The 16,384-nt window shown below is 68.1% G+C and carries 12 protein-coding genes; 7 read left to right on the top strand and 5 right to left on the bottom strand.

Annotated features, from left to right (window positions below; translation table 11 throughout):
- Window positions 1-64: 64 nt before the first annotated feature.
- Window positions 65-2,224 (top strand): S9 family peptidase, encoded by a 2,160-nt coding sequence (locus OHB13_RS24715; RefSeq protein ID WP_328378545.1) that lies wholly within the window; start codon window positions 65-67, stop codon window positions 2,222-2,224.
- 430 nt (window positions 2,225-2,654) lie between these two features.
- Window positions 2,655-3,815 carry an ABC transporter ATP-binding protein gene (locus OHB13_RS24710; RefSeq protein WP_328378544.1) on the top strand — a complete coding sequence of 387 codons (1,161 nt, stop codon included), beginning with the start codon at window positions 2,655-2,657 and terminating at the stop codon, window positions 3,813-3,815.
- A 29-nt stretch (window positions 3,816-3,844) separates the two neighbouring features.
- Here the strand turns inward: OHB13_RS24710 and OHB13_RS24705 are convergent, their stop codons facing one another.
- From OHB13_RS24705 to OHB13_RS24685, 5 genes are all read right to left on the bottom strand, one after another.
- Window positions 3,845-5,167 carry an ABC transporter ATP-binding protein gene (locus tag OHB13_RS24705; protein ID WP_328378543.1) on the bottom strand — a complete coding sequence of 441 codons (1,323 nt, stop codon included), beginning with the start codon at window positions 5,165-5,167 and terminating at the stop codon, window positions 3,845-3,847.
- Window positions 5,157-6,134, bottom strand: a complete 978-nt coding sequence (locus OHB13_RS24700) for an ABC transporter ATP-binding protein (protein ID WP_266853449.1) — start codon at window positions 6,132-6,134, stop codon at window positions 5,157-5,159. The genes OHB13_RS24705 and OHB13_RS24700 overlap by 11 nt, the downstream gene beginning before the upstream one ends.
- Before the next feature lie 12 nt (window positions 6,135-6,146).
- Window positions 6,147-7,121, bottom strand: a complete 975-nt coding sequence (locus OHB13_RS24695) for an ABC transporter permease (RefSeq protein ID WP_266853450.1) — start codon at window positions 7,119-7,121, stop codon at window positions 6,147-6,149.
- Window positions 7,114-8,037 (bottom strand): ABC transporter permease, encoded by a 924-nt coding sequence (locus OHB13_RS24690; RefSeq protein ID WP_266853452.1) that lies wholly within the window; start codon window positions 8,035-8,037, stop codon window positions 7,114-7,116. The genes OHB13_RS24695 and OHB13_RS24690 overlap by 8 nt, the downstream gene beginning before the upstream one ends.
- Before the next feature lie 79 nt (window positions 8,038-8,116).
- Window positions 8,117-9,748, bottom strand: a complete 1,632-nt coding sequence (locus OHB13_RS24685) for a peptide ABC transporter substrate-binding protein (RefSeq protein WP_328378542.1) — start codon at window positions 9,746-9,748, stop codon at window positions 8,117-8,119.
- A gap of 368 nt (window positions 9,749-10,116) precedes the next feature.
- Here OHB13_RS24685 and OHB13_RS24680 point away from each other — a divergent pair, with 368 nt between their 5' ends.
- The 5 genes from OHB13_RS24680 to OHB13_RS24660 all read left to right on the top strand — a co-directional run bounded on the left by OHB13_RS24680 (window position 10,117) and on the right by OHB13_RS24660 (window position 16,227).
- Window positions 10,117-11,151 (top strand): ABC transporter permease, encoded by a 1,035-nt coding sequence (locus tag OHB13_RS24680; RefSeq protein WP_266853456.1) that lies wholly within the window; start codon window positions 10,117-10,119, stop codon window positions 11,149-11,151.
- A gap of 80 nt (window positions 11,152-11,231) precedes the next feature.
- Window positions 11,232-12,995 carry an ABC transporter substrate-binding protein gene (locus OHB13_RS24675; RefSeq protein ID WP_266853458.1) on the top strand — a complete coding sequence of 588 codons (1,764 nt, stop codon included), beginning with the start codon at window positions 11,232-11,234 and terminating at the stop codon, window positions 12,993-12,995.
- A 108-nt stretch (window positions 12,996-13,103) separates the two neighbouring features.
- Window positions 13,104-14,084 (top strand): ABC transporter permease, encoded by a 981-nt coding sequence (locus OHB13_RS24670; RefSeq protein WP_266853460.1) that lies wholly within the window; start codon window positions 13,104-13,106, stop codon window positions 14,082-14,084.
- Window positions 14,085-14,143: 59 nt separating this feature from the next.
- Window positions 14,144-15,181, top strand: a complete 1,038-nt coding sequence (locus OHB13_RS24665) for an ABC transporter ATP-binding protein (RefSeq protein ID WP_328378541.1) — start codon at window positions 14,144-14,146, stop codon at window positions 15,179-15,181.
- 26 nt (window positions 15,182-15,207) lie between these two features.
- A complete protein-coding gene (locus tag OHB13_RS24660) occupies window positions 15,208-16,227 on the top strand; it encodes an ABC transporter ATP-binding protein (RefSeq protein ID WP_266853464.1) in 1,020 nt (339 codons plus the stop codon).
- Window positions 16,228-16,384 lie beyond the last annotated feature (157 nt).

Here is a 16,384-nt window from a genome sequence, read left to right as displayed (position 1 = left end):
CGCCGTCGGGGGCACTCCGCAGCACCTCCTCCGGTCCCGCCGGTCCCGCACTAGGTTCAGGCGCATGACATCGAACGAACACTCCTTTCCGCGCCGGTTCGCCAGGACCCAGCGCTTCACGCTCGGTGCCCCGCGCGCCTTCACGGTGTCGCCCGACGGCAACCGGGTCGTCTACCTGCGCTCCCCCACCGGAACGGACCGCGCGAACCGGCTCTGGGTGCTCGACCTCGCACAGGGCGCACAGGAGCGCGTCGCCGCCGACCCGGAGGCGCTGCTCGGCGGTGCGGCCGAGCAGCTCTCGGCCGGGGAGCGGGCCCGCCGTGAACGGAGCAGGGAGGGCTCGGCGGGCATCGTCGGGTACGCGGTCGACGGCGCGGCCGAACTGGCCGTATTCGCCCTGTCCGGGCGGCTGTTCACGGCCGGGCTGCGGACCGGCCCCGGCCCGAGCACCCGGGAGATCCCGGTGCCGGGGCCGGTCATCGACCCCAGGCCGTCCCCGGACGGCAGCCTCATCGCCTATGTGACCGGCGGCGCGCTGCGCATCGTGGGGGCGGACGACTCGGCCGGTACGGACGACAGGGCGCTCGCCGAGCCGGAGGACACGCACATCACGTACGGGCTCGCCGAGTTCGTCGCGGCCGAGGAGATGCAGCGCTCACGCGGCTTCTGGTGGGCGCCCGACTCGCGGAGCCTGCTGGTGACGCGGGCCGACGACAGCGCCGTACAGCGCTGGTGGATCGCCGATCCGGCGCATCCGGAACGGGAACCGGCGCAGGTCGGATATCCGGCGGCCGGCACCCCCAACGCCGAGGTGCGGCTCTTCCTCTACGCCCTCGACGGGACACGCACCGAGGTGGTCTGGGACCGCGCCCGCCACCCGTATCTGGCGGCCGTGCACTGGTCGTCCGACGGCGCCCCGCTGCTGCTCGTCCAGGCCCGTGACCAGCGCAGCCAGCGCTATCTGGGGGTCGACACGGAGTCCGGTACCACCAGGACCCTCCATGTCGACGAGGACCCGGTGTGGCTCGACCTCTTCCCCGGGGTGCCCGCCAGGTCGCCCGCGGGCGGTCTGGTCCGGATCGCCGACGAGGGCGGTGCCCGGGTGCTCGCGGTCGGCGACCGGCTGCTCACCGGACCGGAGTTGCACGTACGGGCGGTGCTGGACATCTCGGTTGACGACGTGCTGGTTTCCGCGTCGGCGGGCGAGGCTGCGGCCGACCCCGAGACCGGCGAAATCCACGTCTACCGGGTCAACGAGCTGGGGGTCGAGCGTCTTTCGGCGGGGCCCGGCGTGCACTCGGCGGTGCGCTCGGGCGGTGTCACGGTGCTCCTGTCGGCCCGTACGGAGCGGCCGGGCACGGACGTCCGGGTGCTGCGGGACGGCAAGGAGGTGGCGACGATCGCCTCCTACGCGGAGACGCCGGGCCTCACCCCCCGCGTGAAGTTCGCCGAGGGGGGCGCACGGAAAATTCCGTGCGCCGTCCTGCTCCCCAGCGGCCACCGGGAATCCGACGGCGCGCTCCCGGTGCTCCTCGACCCGTACGGCGGCCCGCACGGCCAGCGGGTGGTCGCGGCGCACAACGCGCACCTCACGTCACAGTGGTTCGCGGACCAGGGATTCGCGGTGGTCGTCGCGGACGGCCGGGGCACCCCGGGCCGCTCCCCCGCGTGGGAGAAGGCGATCAGGGACGACTTCACGCTCACGCTCGACGACCAGATCGACGCCCTGCACGGCCTGGCCGGCCAGGGCTTCCCGCTGGACCTGGACCGGGTGGCCATCCGCGGCTGGTCGTACGGCGGCTATCTCGCCGCGCTCGCGGTGCTGCGCCGCCCCGATGTGTTCCACGCGGGTGTCGCCGGCGCCCCGGTCACCGACTGGCGGCTGTACGACACGCACTACACCGAGCGCTATCTCGGCGACCCGGCCGAGCAGCCCGAGGTGTACGCGGCGAGCGCGCTCGTCACCGACGACGGCCTCTCGGCCCCGGAGAACCCCGCCCGGCCTCTGATGGTGATCCACGGACTGGCGGACGACAACGTGGTCGCGGCCCACACCCTGCGGCTCTCGTCGGCGCTGCTCGCCGCGGGCCGTCCGCACGAGGTGCTGCCGCTCTCCGGTGTCACGCACATGACGCCGCAGGAACAGGTGGCGGAGAATCTGCTGCTGCTCCAGGTCGACTTCATCAGGCGGTCCCTGGGCCTGGCACCGCGACAGGACCGGTGACCGACCGGTTGCACGACCGGCCGGGGCGACACCTCGCCCCGGCCGGTCCACGGCACCCGCACGCCGTACGCTCTTCAGTCTGATGGTTCCGCATATCGGTCTCACGACAGGCGAGTTGCCGCCTCGTTAAGGAATTCGATCGCGCTTTGTCGGCCTTTGTCGCCCGACCGGACAACACGTCAAGCACGTCCGCGCGTCAGTCTGCAAAACCTTCACCCAAGAAGCGCGGGGACTGCGCCCCGGACGCCGCCAGGCCCTTGACTCGCGTCGTCGGGCCGGGCCACGCTCCGCTCAGCTGCGATGATTCCGGACAGCGGGGGCGGAGCAACGAAGAGCCCATATCGCACCGCTGGCAAGGGAGTTGATGGATCAAGCCACGGCCGGACCCACCGGCCGGGGCCAGGGCACCACACCTAGGAAGCGATACGACATGGCGCACGAGGCCACCATTCCCGCTCCCCGCGACAAGGCGCCCCGCCAGGGTGAGGTTCTGCTCTCCGCCGAGGGGCTGACCAAGCACTTCCCCATCATGGGCGGCTTTCCCTTCAAGCGCAGGATCGGCGCCGTCCAGGCCGTCGACGGTATCGACCTCTCGTTGCACACCGGCGAGAGCTTCGGCCTGGTGGGCGAGTCGGGGTGCGGAAAGTCCACCACCGGACGGGTGTTGACCCGGCTGCTCGAACCGACCGCGGGCCGGCTGGTCTACCGGGGCCAGGACATCACCCGCGCGGGCCGCAGACAGCTCGCGCCGATCCGCCCCGAGATCCAGATGATCTTCCAGGACCCCTACTCGTCGCTCAACCCCCGTCAGACCGTCGGCAAGATCATCGGCGGGCCGATGGAGATCAACGGCATCCACCCCAAGGGCGGCCGGGAACACCGGATCCGTGAGCTCCTGGAGATCGTCGGCCTCAACCCGGAGCACTACAACCGCTTCCCGCACGAGTTCTCCGGCGGCCAGCGCCAGCGCATCGGCGTAGCCCGCGCCCTCGCGCTCGAACCGAAGCTCATCGTCGCCGACGAACCGGTCTCCGCGCTCGACGTCTCCATCCAGGCCCAGGTCGTCAACCTCCTCCAGGAGCTCCAGCGCGAGCTGGACATCGCGTTCCTCTTCATCGCCCACGACCTGGCGATCGTCCGGCACTTCTCGGACCGGGTCGCCGTGATGTACCTGGGCAAGATCGTCGAGGTGGGCGACCGGGACTCCATCTACCAGCAGCCGCGCCACCCGTACACGCACGCCCTGCTCTCGGCGGTCCCGGAGGCCGCGCTCGTCAGCGACGAGGAGCGCGCGGCCCATCAGCGCATCCGGCTCGCGGGCGATGTACCGTCCCCGATCTCGCCGCCTTCGGGCTGCCGCTTCCGTACCCGCTGCTGGAAGGCGCAGGACAAGTGCGCGGCCGAAGAACCCCCGCTGGTACGGATCGACGGCAGCCGGGACGGGCACCTGACGGCCTGCCACTTCCCGGAGGACCCGACGACCGAGCGCGAGGCGGAGATCATCCTCGACCCGGCGCTGCGGGACCTGGAGGATCTGGAGGACCAGACCGGTCCGGGCGCACCCGGGGTGGAGGCCCAGGGCCCCGCATAAGAGCCCAGGGCCCCTCGTAGGGACGGGCCCTAGGCGGGCGTCGCCCCGGACGGGGGCCCGGCCTGCCCTGTCGGCGTAGCGCCCGTGGCCGGTGCTGCGGGCGTCGCGCCGGTGGGCCCCGGCGTGCCACCGGACGGGCCCGGCGTGCCGCCACCGGAAGGCCCCGGGGCACCGCCCGTCGGCCCTGCCGGGCCGCCCTCGTCCGGTCCGCCGCCCGTGGTGTCCGGCACGACCTGGATCTCTTCGGCGAAGTGGCAGGCCGAGTCGTGGTGCACCGGTCCCTGCACGGTCCGGAACAGCGCGGGCACCGCGAGCGCCGGCACCTCCTGCGCACACCGCTCCTGCGCCTTCCAGCAGCGGGTACGGAAGCGGCAGCCTGACGGCGGGTTGGCGGGCGACGGCACATCGCCGGCCAGGATGATCCGCTCGCGCCGGTCCCGCGCCTCCGGGTCGGGCACCGGCACCGCCGAGAGCAGCGCCTGTGTGTACGGGTGGGTCGGGTGCTCGTAGATCTCCGCGTCCGAGCCGACCTCGACGATCCGCCCCAGATACATCACGCCGACCCGGCTGGAGATGTGCCGGACGATCGACAGATCGTGCGCGATGAACACGTACGCCAGGTCGAACTCCTTCTGGAGCCGCCCCAGCAGGTTGATGACCTGTGCCTGCACGGACACGTCGAGGGCCGATACCGGCTCGTCGGCCACGATGATCTCGGGGTTGAGGGCGAGGCCGCGCGCGATGCCGATGCGCTGGCGCTGGCCGCCGGAGAACTGGTGCGGATAGCGGTTGATGTACTCCGGGTTGAGCCCGACGACGTCCAGCAGGTCCTGGACCTTCCGGCGCCGGTCGCCCTTGGGCGCGACCTCGGGGTGGATCTCGTACGGCTCCCCGATGATGTCGCCGACCGTCATCCGGGGGTTGAGCGAGGTGTAGGGGTCCTGGAAGACCATCTGGATGTTCCGGCGTACGGCCTTGAGGGCGCGCCCGGACATCTTGGTGATGTCCTCGCCCTTGTAACGGATCGAACCGTGCGTCGGGGCCTCCAGGTTGACCAGCATCCTGGCCACGGTCGACTTGCCGCAGCCGGACTCGCCCACGATGCCGAGTGTCTCGCCCTGAGTGAGCGCGAACGACACCCCGTCGACGGCCTTGACCGCACCGACCTGCTTCTTGAACAGGATTCCCTGGGTGAGCGGGTAGTGCTTGACCAGGTCGCGGACTTCGAGGATGGGCTCCTTGTCGTGGAAGGCCATCTCCGCGTGCGACTTCTCCATCAGGTCGCGTTCCGCCTCGGCCTCCTCACGTGCCGCGTCACGTGCCGCGTTACGCCGCGAGTGGTCAGCGTGCATTGAGCGTCTCCTTCCAGAAGTGGCAGGCGCTCCGGCGCTCCGGGGACACTTCGTACAGCGGCGGCACGTCGGTGCGGCACACCTCCTGGGCCAGCGGGCAGCGGGGGTTGAAGGCGCACCCGGGCGGGATGTGCAGCAGGTTCGGGGGCAGGCCCTTGATCGCGTAGAGCTCCTGGCCCTTCTGGTCGAGGCGCGGGATCGATTCGAGGAGGCCCTTGGTGTACGGGTGCGCCGGGGCCTTGTAGATCTGGTGGACCGGCGATGTCTCGACGATCCTGCCCGCGTACATCACCGCGATCTTGTCCGCGACGTCCGCCACCACGCCCAGGTCATGGGTGATCAGGATCAGCCCCATGTTGAACTCCCGCTGGAGTTCGGCGAGCAGGTCCATCACCTGGGCCTGGACGGTCACATCCAGAGCGGTGGTCGGCTCGTCGGCGATGATCAGGTCGGGCTCCAGGGCCAGCGCCATGGCGATCATGATGCGCTGGCGCATCCCGCCGGAGAACTGGTGCGGGTACTGGCCGACCCGCTCCTTGGCCGCCGGGATCCGTACCGTGTCCATCAGCTCGACGGCCTTGGCCTTGGCCTCCTTGCGGGACATGCCCCGGTGGACGGTGAACATCTCACCGAGCTGCTCGCCCACGCTGAGCACCGGGTTGAGCGAGGAGAGGGCGTCCTGGAAGATCATCGCCATCCTGGCGCCACGGATCTTGCGCCGCTCCTCCTCCTTGAGCTTCAGCAGGTCCTGCCCCTGGAAGAGGATCTCGCCGCCGGCGATCCTGCCCGGTGGCACATCGAGGATGCCCATGATGGCCTGGGCGGTCACCGACTTGCCGGAGCCCGATTCACCGAGGACGGCGAGCGTCTCGCCGGAGTCCACCGTGTAGTCGACACCGTTCACCGCCTTCGCGACCCCGTCGCGGGTGTGGAACTCCACGTGCAGATCGCGTACTTCGAGCAGCATGGTCCGGACTCCTCAGCGCAGCTTGGGGTCGAGGGCGTCGCGCACCGCGTCGCCGAGCATGATGAAGGCGAGCACCGTGATCGCCAGCGCGCCGGCCGGCCAGAGCAGCATGTGCGGGGCGTTGCGGATGTACGGGGAGGCCGCGGAGATGTCGATGCCCCAGGAGACGGTGGGGGGCTTCAGGCCTACGCCGAGGAAGGACAGGGTCGCCTCCAGCGAGATGTACGTACCGAGTGCGATGGTCGCCACGACGATCACCGGGGCGACCGCGTTCGGCGCGATGTGGCGCAGCAGCATCCGGGAGTTGGAGGCGCCGAGCGCCCGCGCGGCCTGGACGTAGTCGTTCTGTTTGGCGGTGATGACGGAGCCGCGCGCGATCCGCGCGATCTGCGGCCAGCCGAGGAGCACCATGAAGCCGATCACCGGCCAGACGGTGCTGCTGGTGACCACGGACAGCAGCACCAGACCGCCGAGCACCACCGGGATGCCGAAGAAGATGTCGGTGACCCGGGAGAGGACCGCGTCGCCCGCGCCGCCGAAGAAGCCGGCGAGACCGCCCAGGACACTGCCGATGAGGGCCACTCCGACCGTCGCGCAGACACCGACCGTCACGGACTGCCGGGCGCCGTAGACCGTACGGGTGTAGACGTCGCAGCCCTGTCCGGTGAAGCCGAAGGGGTGGCCGGGCTGGGGGCCCTCCTGGGCCTTGTCCAGGTTGCAGGCGAGCGGGTTCTGGGTGGCGATGAGCTGGGGCCAGATCGAGATCACCACGAGGAAGATGATGATCAGCCCCGAGATGATGAAGATGGGGTTGCGGCGCAGGTCGCGCCAGGCGTCGGACCAGAGACTGCGGGCCGGTTCGTCGGGGCCGGGTCCGCCCCCGTCCTGCGGGTTCTCCAGCGTGACGCCCTCGCCCATGGCGAGGTCGGTGGCGCCGCCGGCCCCCGCGGCGGAGATCGCTTCGTCGGAATTCTGCGGCTCAGGCATACCGGATCCTCGGGTCGAGAACGGCGTAGAGGAGGTCGACGATGAGGTTCGCCACCAGGAAGACGATGACGAGGACGGTGACGAAGCCGACGACGGTCTGGCTGTTCTGGCGGACGATGCCCTGGTAGAGCTGGTAGCCGACGCCGTGGATGTTGAAGATGCGCTCGGTGACGATGGCACCGCCCATCAGGGCCCCGATGTCGGTCCCGATGAAGGTCACGACGGGGATCAGCGAGTTGCGCAGCAGGTGCCGGACGATGATGCGGCGCTTGCGGAGCCCTTTGGCGGTGGCCGTTCTGACGTAGTCGGCGCGTCGGTTCTCCGCGATCGAGGTCCTGGTCAGCCGGGTGACGTACGCGAGTGACACGGACGCGAGCACCAGCCCGGGAAGGATCAGCTCGTTGAACGGGGCCGCCGGTGAGACCGCGGGTTTGATGAGCCCCCACTGCACCCCGAACAGCAGCTGGGCCAGCAGGCCGGTGACGAAGGTCGGCACCGAGATGACGACCAGGGTGAGCAGCAGGACGGACGAGTCGACCGGATGTCCGCGCTTGAGCCCCGTGATCACACCGAAGGCGATGCCGATGATCACCTCGAAGATGATGGCGACGATGGTGAGCCGGATGGTGACCGGGAAGGCGCTGCCCATCAGGTCGGTGACCTTCTCACCGTTGAACGCGGTGCCGAAGTCGCCGGTGAAGACGTTGCCCATGTAGGTCAGGTACTGCTGCCACACGGGCTTGTCGAGGCCGAACTCGCTGCGCAGCTGGGCGGCGGTCGCCGGGTCGCAGGCGCGGTCGCCGCAGAGTCCCGCGACGGGGTCGCCCATCACGTTCACCATCAGGAAGATCAGCAGCGTCGCGCCGATGAAGACCGGGATCATCTGCAGCAGACGCCTGATCACATAACGTCCCATGAGGGGCTCCGGGGGTCGTCGTTCCGGGAAGGTGTGCGGCCCGGCGCGCTCGGCGCGCGGGGCCGTGCCTCCTCAGGCGTCAGTGGACCTTGATCTCGTTGTAGACCGGCACGCTGAACGGGTTCAGCGCGACGTTCGAGACGCGGTCGGAGTAGCCGGCGCTGCCGTTCTGGTACCAGAGCGGGATGGCCGCCATGTTGTCCCGGACCACACCTTCGGCGTCCTGGAACTTCTTGACGGCTGTCGCTTTGTCGGTCTCCGCGTTGGCCTGGTTGACGAGGTTGTCGAACGACTTGTTGGTCCAGTGGCCGTCGTTGGACGAGGCGTTGGTGTAGTACAGCGGCTGCAGGAAGTTCTGGATCAGCGGGTAGTCCATCTGCCAGCCGGCCCGGAAGGGGCCCGTCATCTTCTTCGCCGTGATCTGGTTGCGGAAGTCGGCGAAGGTACCGATCGGGTTGCCGACACACGCCTTGTCGTTGCCGAGGGTGTTGTTGATGTTGTTGCAGATGGCGTCGATCCACTCCTTGTGCGAGCCGGTGTCCGCGTTGTACGAGATCTTCAGCTGGCCGCCGGGGATGCCGCCGCCCTCCTTGACCAGCTTCTTCGCCTGGGTGGGGTTGTACGTGCAGGAGGCACCGCACAGGCCCGCCTTGTAACCGCCGGCGGCGCCGAGGACCGGGGACGTCCAGTCGGTGGCCGGGGTCCTGGTGTTCTGGAAGATCGTCTTCGTGATCTGCGGGCGGTTGATCGCCATCGACAGCCCGATCCGCACCTTCTTGGCGCCCGCGGTGTTCCACTCGGGGCGGTAGAAGGGGAACGCGAGTGTCTGGATGATGCCCGCGGGGGTGTTGATGTAGCGCCCGTTCAGGTCGGCCTTGACGTTCTTGAGCTGCGCGGCGGGGACGTCGTCGACCAGGTCGAGGTTGCCCGCGGTCAGGTCGGTGTAGGCGGTGTTGTTGTCCGTGTAGACCTTGAGGTCGACGCCGCCGTTCTGGGCCTTGTCGGGGCCCGGGTACTTGTCCCACTTGCGCAGGCTCATCTGCGAGCCCTTGGTGTACGACTTCACGGTGTACGGGCCGTTGCCGACCGGCTTGGACAGCCAGGCGGAGTGGTTCTTGTAGAACGCGGTGGGCAGCGGGGCGAAGGCCGGGTACCCGAGGGTGTCCGGGAAGGTGGAGAACTTCTGGTTCAGCTTCACCGTGAAGGTGTTGTCGTTGACCACCTTCAGCCCGGAGAGCGTGGAGGCCTTGGCGCTGCCGGAGTCCGGGTGGACCTTGTCGTAACCGTCGATGTAGGCGAAGAAGTAGGCGTCCTTCTGGTTGTGCTTCAGATCCGCGCCGTAGTTCCAGGCGTCGACGAAGGACTTGGCGGTGATCTTCTCGCCGTTGCTGAACGTCCAGCCCTTCTTGATCGTGATCTTGAAGTTGACCGAGTCGCTGGTCGTGACGCTGGAGGCCAGCATGTTCTCGGCCTTGCCGGTCTTCGGGTCGTACTTCTTGAGGCCCCGGAAGATCATGTCGAGGACCTTGCCGCCCTGGACCTCGTTGGTGTTCGCCGGCTCCAGCGGGTTCTGCGGATCACCCCAGGAGGAGCTGAGGACCCCGTTCGCCCCGCCACTTCCGCCACTGCTTCCGCCGCCGCCGCAGGCCGTCGCCGCGAGGGCGACGGCGACCGCGCATGCGGCCCACTTGGCGTGTGTGGCTCCGCGCATGGAGTGCCTCCTCTAGGTCCTAAATCCCACTTAGGGCCCAATATCACTGGATAGCACCACCAATGCACCTTCTCTGCGGCCGTCTGTGTCCATCCGTCACCAGAAACGCCCGGATGCCCCGCATAACGAAATGGACACACCTTTGACCGGACGCAGCTGTCCGTGATCACACGATTTGCGGTTTTCGGAAATCACCTGTCCACCTTGAGGACACCTTTTCTTTCCCAAGGCTGGGTCAAGAACCTAAAGACCAGGTGTGGAGTTGCTACGCGCATTGACCGTTGTCAACTCGATTGATTGGGTCCGTTCCAACCCCTTAGCTCCTCCTGCCCGGAGGATGCCGCTTTCCGTACGGGGACAGGAGTTCGATGACCACGCCATCCCCGGCCCCCCTCGTTCCGGTGGACACCACTTCCATCGGCATCGTTGAGGAGTCCCGGCAGCCCGACAGCCCCAACAAGGGCGCCGAAGCCCGGAGCCCGAGCCAACTGGCTTGGCGGCGATTCAAGCGCGACAAGACAGGCTTCGTGTCCGCCTGCATCGTCGTGTTCTTCTTCGTGATCGCCCTTGCCGCACCGCTGATCGCCAAGCTGTACGGGAAGAACCCGTACGACACGTACGGCCAGGACACCCCCGGGCTGCTCAACGGTTTCGGCTATCCGGTGAAGCCCAACGGCGGTATCAGCAGCGACTTCTGGTTCGGTCTTGAGCCGTCGCTCGGGCGGGACGTCTTCACGTTCCTGCTCTACGGGATACGCACCTCGCTGATGATCGCCAGCGCGATCACGATCCTCCTGACCCTCGTCGGTGTGGTCGTCGGCGTCACGGCCGGTTATCTGGGCGGCAAGACGGACTACTTCATCGGCCGGATCATCGACATCCTGCTGTCCTTCCCGTCGACGCTGTTCTTCATCGCCTTCATGCCGGTGATGTACGGGCTCTTCGTCGGCCCGGACGACGACATCCCGACCTCGCTGCGGGCGATCTCGCTGATCCTCGTCCTCGCGGGCTTCGGCTGGGCATCGATGGCACGTCTGCTGCGCGGTCAGGTACTGGCCCTGCGTGAACGTGAGTTCGTGGAAGCAGCGAAGGTGACCGGTGCGTCCCCCGCCCGGATCATCTTCAAGGAACTGCTTCCGAACCTCTGGACGCCGATCCTGATCCAGTCCACCCTGGCCCTGCCCGCCATGGTGACGGCAGAGGCGGGCCTCGCCTTCCTCGGTGTCGGCATGATCGACCCGACCCCGGACTGGGGCGTCATGATCGCGCGCGGTTCGTCCTACTACACGAACGACATCACCTTCATGCTCTTCCCGGGCATCTCCATGGTCATCTTCGTGCTCGCCTTCAATCTGCTCGGCGACTCGGTACGCGACGCGCTCGACCCCAAGTCGAGGCGCTGACCCTCCGCTCCAACAGCCCGGCCGCTGTGGTCCGGCCTGTCGCACCTGCCTCGTCCACCGATCCCAAGGACCGATACGCCATGTCTTTCTCCCGTAGAAACTTCCTCATCGCCACCGGAGTAGCAGCCGCCAGCTCCTCCGTCCTCAGCGCATGCAGCAGCGGCGGCGGTGGCGGCGACGGCAGCGACAAGGGCGCCCCGAACGTCAGCAAGGGCAAGGCCAGCAAGATCGTCATAGGCACCAAGGCCGACTCCGTCGGTCCCGCCCCCGAGGTTCCGGGCGCGGTCAAGGGCGGCACGATCTGGACGATGGACCAGCTCGACTGCGACCACCTGGACCCGGCGCAGATCTGGTCCAGCTACGAGGGCTGGATCACCCCGCTCTTCATGCGCGGTCTGGTCGGCTACAAGGTCTCCGCCGACGGCACGTCCACCCTGGTGGGCGACCTCGCCACGGACGCCGGCACGATGAAGGACGGCGGCAAGACCTGGTCCTTCACGCTGAAGGACGGCGGCAAGTGGGAGGACGGCTCCGACGTCACGATCGAGGACGTCCGCCACACCTTCGAGCGGCTCTTCGCCACCTTCATCACGTACGGTCCGCGCTACCCGCAGCAGTGGCTGGTCGGCGGCAAGGGCTACAAGGGCCCGTACGAAGGCAAGCACCTCGACTCGATCGAGATCAGCGGCAACACCGTCACCTTCCACCTCAACACGGCCCGCGCCGACTTCAACCTGTGTCTCGGTATGCGCGCCTTCTCCCTCGTGCCCAAGAAGCACGACACCAAGGCGGAGTACGACAAGAAGCCGTTCTCCTGCGGCCCGTACAAGATCGACGCCCGCCAGCCCGGCAAGTCGATGTCGATCTCCCGCAACCCGCACTGGGACCCGAAGACGGACCCGATCCGCAACGCGTACCCGGACAAGTGGCAGCTCCAGTTCGGCTTCCAGCTGCTCGCGTCCACGGACCGCTACATCGCCGACCAGGGCAACGACCAGCACACCGTGTCGATGTTCAACGAGGTCGCCCCCGAGCGCATGCAGAAGGTGCTCAGCGACCCGGCGATGAAGAAGCGTGTCTTCACGCACCTCGACAACGCGACGTACTACTACGCCATCAACACGACGCGGATCAAGGACGTCAAGGTCCGCCAGGCGCTCAACTACGCGTGGCCGTCGCAGCAGTGCCAGCTGATCCGCGGTGGCACCGCGTCCTCCGAGATCGCCACCACGATCATCAGCCCGCTCACCCCGGGCCACACCGACTTCGACCTCTACGGCAAGCGGAAGAAGCCGACCGGAGACCCGGAGAAGGCCAAGGCCATGCTCAAGGAGGCCGGCAAGCTCGGCCAGAAGGTCGTCATCGCCTTCCAGGCGTCGGACTACGCCGTCAAGACGGCCGTGGCCATCAAGAACGCCCTCACCAAGGCGGGCTTCAACCCGATCACCAAGCAGGTCGACAAGACGACCTTCTACACTCAGATCGCCCAGATCGACAACACCTACGACATGTTCGCGGCCGGCTGGTCCGCCGACTGGCCGGGCGGCTACACCGCCCTGCAGCCCACCTTCGACGGCCGCGTGATCGCCAACGGCGCCTCGAACTGGCCGCAGCTGAACAACGCGAGCGTCAACAAGGCCATCGACGCGGCGGCCCTGATCACCGATCAGAAGAAGGCCGACGCGGCCTTCGGCGCCATCGACCGCCAGATCATGGAACTCGCCGCGGTCGTCCCGGACTACTGGCCGATCCGTAACTGGTTCCACGGCTCCAAGGTCGGCGGCATGTTCTACGACGCCGGCGCGACCGGTATGGCGATCTGCAAGATGTACACCACGGCGTAGCACGTCACCCGGGGGCGGGCGGCCCGATCGGCTGCCCTCCCCCGGCCCCGGCCCTCCCCCGCTCCCTACACCTCGGCGACGGCGCCCCACCCGGAAAGTCACGACCCCATGCTTCGATTTCTTCTCCGCCGCGTGACCGGCGCTATCGTCATCCTGCTGGTCATCAGCGCCATCGTCTTCTACCTCTTCTACGCGATCCCCCGTGACCCGGCGCGCCTGGCCTGCGGCAAGACCTGCACGCCCGAGCTGCTCAAGCAGATCCGGCTGAACCTGGGGATAGCCGACCCGATGCCCGTCCAGTACTGGCACTGGCTCGAAGGCATCTTCATGGGGCGTGACTACGGCAACTACGGCCACTGCCCGGCCCCCTGCCTCGGTTACTCCTTCACCAACCGCCAGCCCGTCCTCGGCACGATCCTGGACCGGCTGCCGCTGACGATCTCGCTCGCGCTGGGCTCCGCCGTCTTCTTCCTGGTCATCGGCGTCGGCGCCGGCATGATCGCCGCCGTCAAGCAGGGCAAGGCGCTCGACAAGATCGCCAGCTCGATCTCGCTGCTCGGCTCCTCGCTGCAGATCTACTTCGTCGGCTACATCGCGATGTTCATCCTGGTCCAGCAGATGGGGCTGCTCGACCAGCCCTCGTACACACCGCTGACGGAGGACCCGGTCAAGTGGGCGTCCGGACTGCTGCTGCCGTGGCTGGTGCTCTCGATCATCTTCACGGCGAACTACACCCGTATGACCCGCTCGCAGCTGGTCGAACAGCTCACCGAGGACTACGTCCGCACAGCGCGTGCCAAGGGACTCTCCCGGGCCTCGGTCTTCTTCCGCTTCGCCTGGCGCGGTGCCATGGGACCGATCGTCACCATCTTCGGCATCGACCTGGGCACGCTGATCGGCGGCGCGATCATCACCGAACAGGTCTTCAGCATCCAGGGGATCGGCCGGCTCGCGGTGCAGTCCGTCGACACGAGCGACCTGCCCATGCTCCTCGGTGTCACGCTCGTGGCGGCCGCGGCGATCGTCTTCTTCAACATCTTCGTGGACGCCATCTACGGCCTCATCGACCCGCGGATCCGTCTCGCCTGACCCGCTCCCGCCGTCTCCGCCCCACCCCCGATCCCCGCAACACTTCCTGGAGCGTCCTCGTGACGAGCACCGATCAGCAGCCCTTCCTCTCTGTCAGGGACCTACAGGTCCACTTCTCGACCGAGGACGGCACAGTCAAGGCCGTCGACGGCCTCTCCTTCGACGTGGAGAAGGGCAAGACTCTCGGCATCGTCGGCGAGTCCGGCTCGGGCAAGTCCGTCACCAACCTGACGATCCTGGGCCTGCACGACCGGGAACGCACCCAGATCAACGGTGAGATCACGCTCGACGGCAAGGAGCTGCTCGGCGCCACCGAGCGGGAGCTGGAGCGGCTGCGCGGCAACAAGATGGCGATGATCTTCCAGGACGCCCTGGCCTCGCTGTCGCCGTTCCACACCGTCGGCCGGCAGATCAGCGAGACGTACCGGAAGCACACCGGCGCCTCCAAGCAGGAGGCCCGGAAGCGGGCCATCGAGATGCTCACCCGGGTCGGCATTCCGCAGCCGGACCTGCGGGTCGACGACTTCCCGCACCAGTTCTCCGGTGGTATGCGGCAGCGCGCGATGATCGCGATGGCGCTGGTCTGCGACCCCGAGCTGCTGATCGCCGACGAGCCGACGACCGCCCTGGACGTCACCGTCCAGGCGCAGATCATGGACCTCCTCAAGGATCTCCAGCAGGAGTTCGGCACGGCCATCGTCTTCATCACCCACGACCTCGGCGTGATCGCCGACATCGCGGACGACGTGCTGGTGATGTACGGCGGCCGCTGTGTGGAGCGCGGCACCAAGCGCGAGGTGCTGCGGGCGCCCCAGCACCCGTACACCTGGGGACTGCTCGGCTCGATGCCGAGCCTGACGGGTCCGGTCGACATCCCGCTGATGCCGATCCCGGGCACGCCGCCCAGCCTGCTGAACCCGCCGACGGGCTGCCGCTTCCACCCCCGGTGCACCTTCAAGGACCAGGTCGAGGGCGGCATCTGCTCCTCCGAGCAGCCGCCTCTGGAACTCGCCGCGGGGCGCGGTTCCGCCTGTCACCTCAGCCCAGCCCAGAAGAAGGACATCTTCGCCGACCAGATCCAGCCCCGGCTGAGCTGACCCAGAGCCAAAGGGAAAGAACGAACATGACCACCGACACCCCCCTGCTCGAAGTCACCGGCCTGACCAAGTACTTCCCGGTGATGGGCGGATTCCCGTTCAAGCGCAAGGTCGCGGACGTCCAAGCGGTCGACGGCCTCGACTTCGCCGTCCACCAGGGCGAGTCGCTCGGCCTGGTGGGCGAGTCCGGCTGCGGCAAGTCCACCACCGGACGGCTCATAACCCGCCTGATGGAGCCGACGGCCGGCAAGATCACGTACCAGGGCCAGGACATCACGCACGCCTCCCGCAAGGAACTGGCGCCGGTCCGCTCCGAGATCCAGATGATCTTCCAGGACCCCTACTCGTCGCTCAACCCCCGTCAGACCGTCGGCAAGATCGTCGGTGGTCCGATGGAGGTCAACAACATCAACCCCAAGGGCGGCCGGGAACACCGGATCCGTGAGCTCCTGGAGATCGTCGGCCTCAACCCGGAGCACTACAACCGCTTCCCGCACGAGTTCTCCGGCGGCCAGCGCCAGCGCATCGGCGTAGCCCGCGCCCTCGCCCTGGAGCCCAAGCTCATCGTCGCCGACGAGCCGGTCTCCGCGCTCGACGTCTCCATCCAGGCCCAGGTCGTCAACCTCCTTCAGAAGCTCCAGAAGGAGATGGGGATCTCCTTCCTCTTCATCGCCCACGACCTGGCGATCGTCCGGCACTTCTCGCACCGGGTCGCCGTGATGTACCTCGGCAAGATCGTCGAGATCGCCGACCGCGAGACGCTCTACAGCGCTCCGCGGCACCCGTACACGCGGGCGCTGCTCTCCGCCGTCCCGGAGGCCACGGTCTCCGACGAGGGCACGGAGAAGGAGGACACCCGCATCCGGCTGGTCGGTGACGTCCCGTCGCCGCTGAACCCGCCGAGCGGCTGCCGGTTCCGTACGCGCTGCTGGAAGGCCACCGAGAAGTGCGCGACCGACGAGCCGCCGCTCGTCCAGCTGACGGACAGCAAGCCCGGTCACCTCACGGCGTGCCACTTCCCCGAGGAGCCCCCGGCCGCTGCCTGACCCTCCTCCGCCCTGCACCCGGCCCTGCCCGGACCGCACGCGCGTCCTGGCGGCCCTTCCCGGCCACTCCCACAGCGCCCCGCACCCACCGTGCGGGGCGCTGTGCTGTGCTGTCGCCACACGGCTCACAAGCGCTGGGCCCGGCCAACTGCCCGGT

The organism is Streptomyces sp. NBC_00440, assembly GCF_036014215.1.
Taxonomy (GTDB): domain Bacteria; phylum Actinomycetota; class Actinomycetes; order Streptomycetales; family Streptomycetaceae; genus Streptomyces.
Note: the sequence above shows the minus strand (reverse complement) of the source record. Positions and strands in the feature narration are given on the sequence as shown.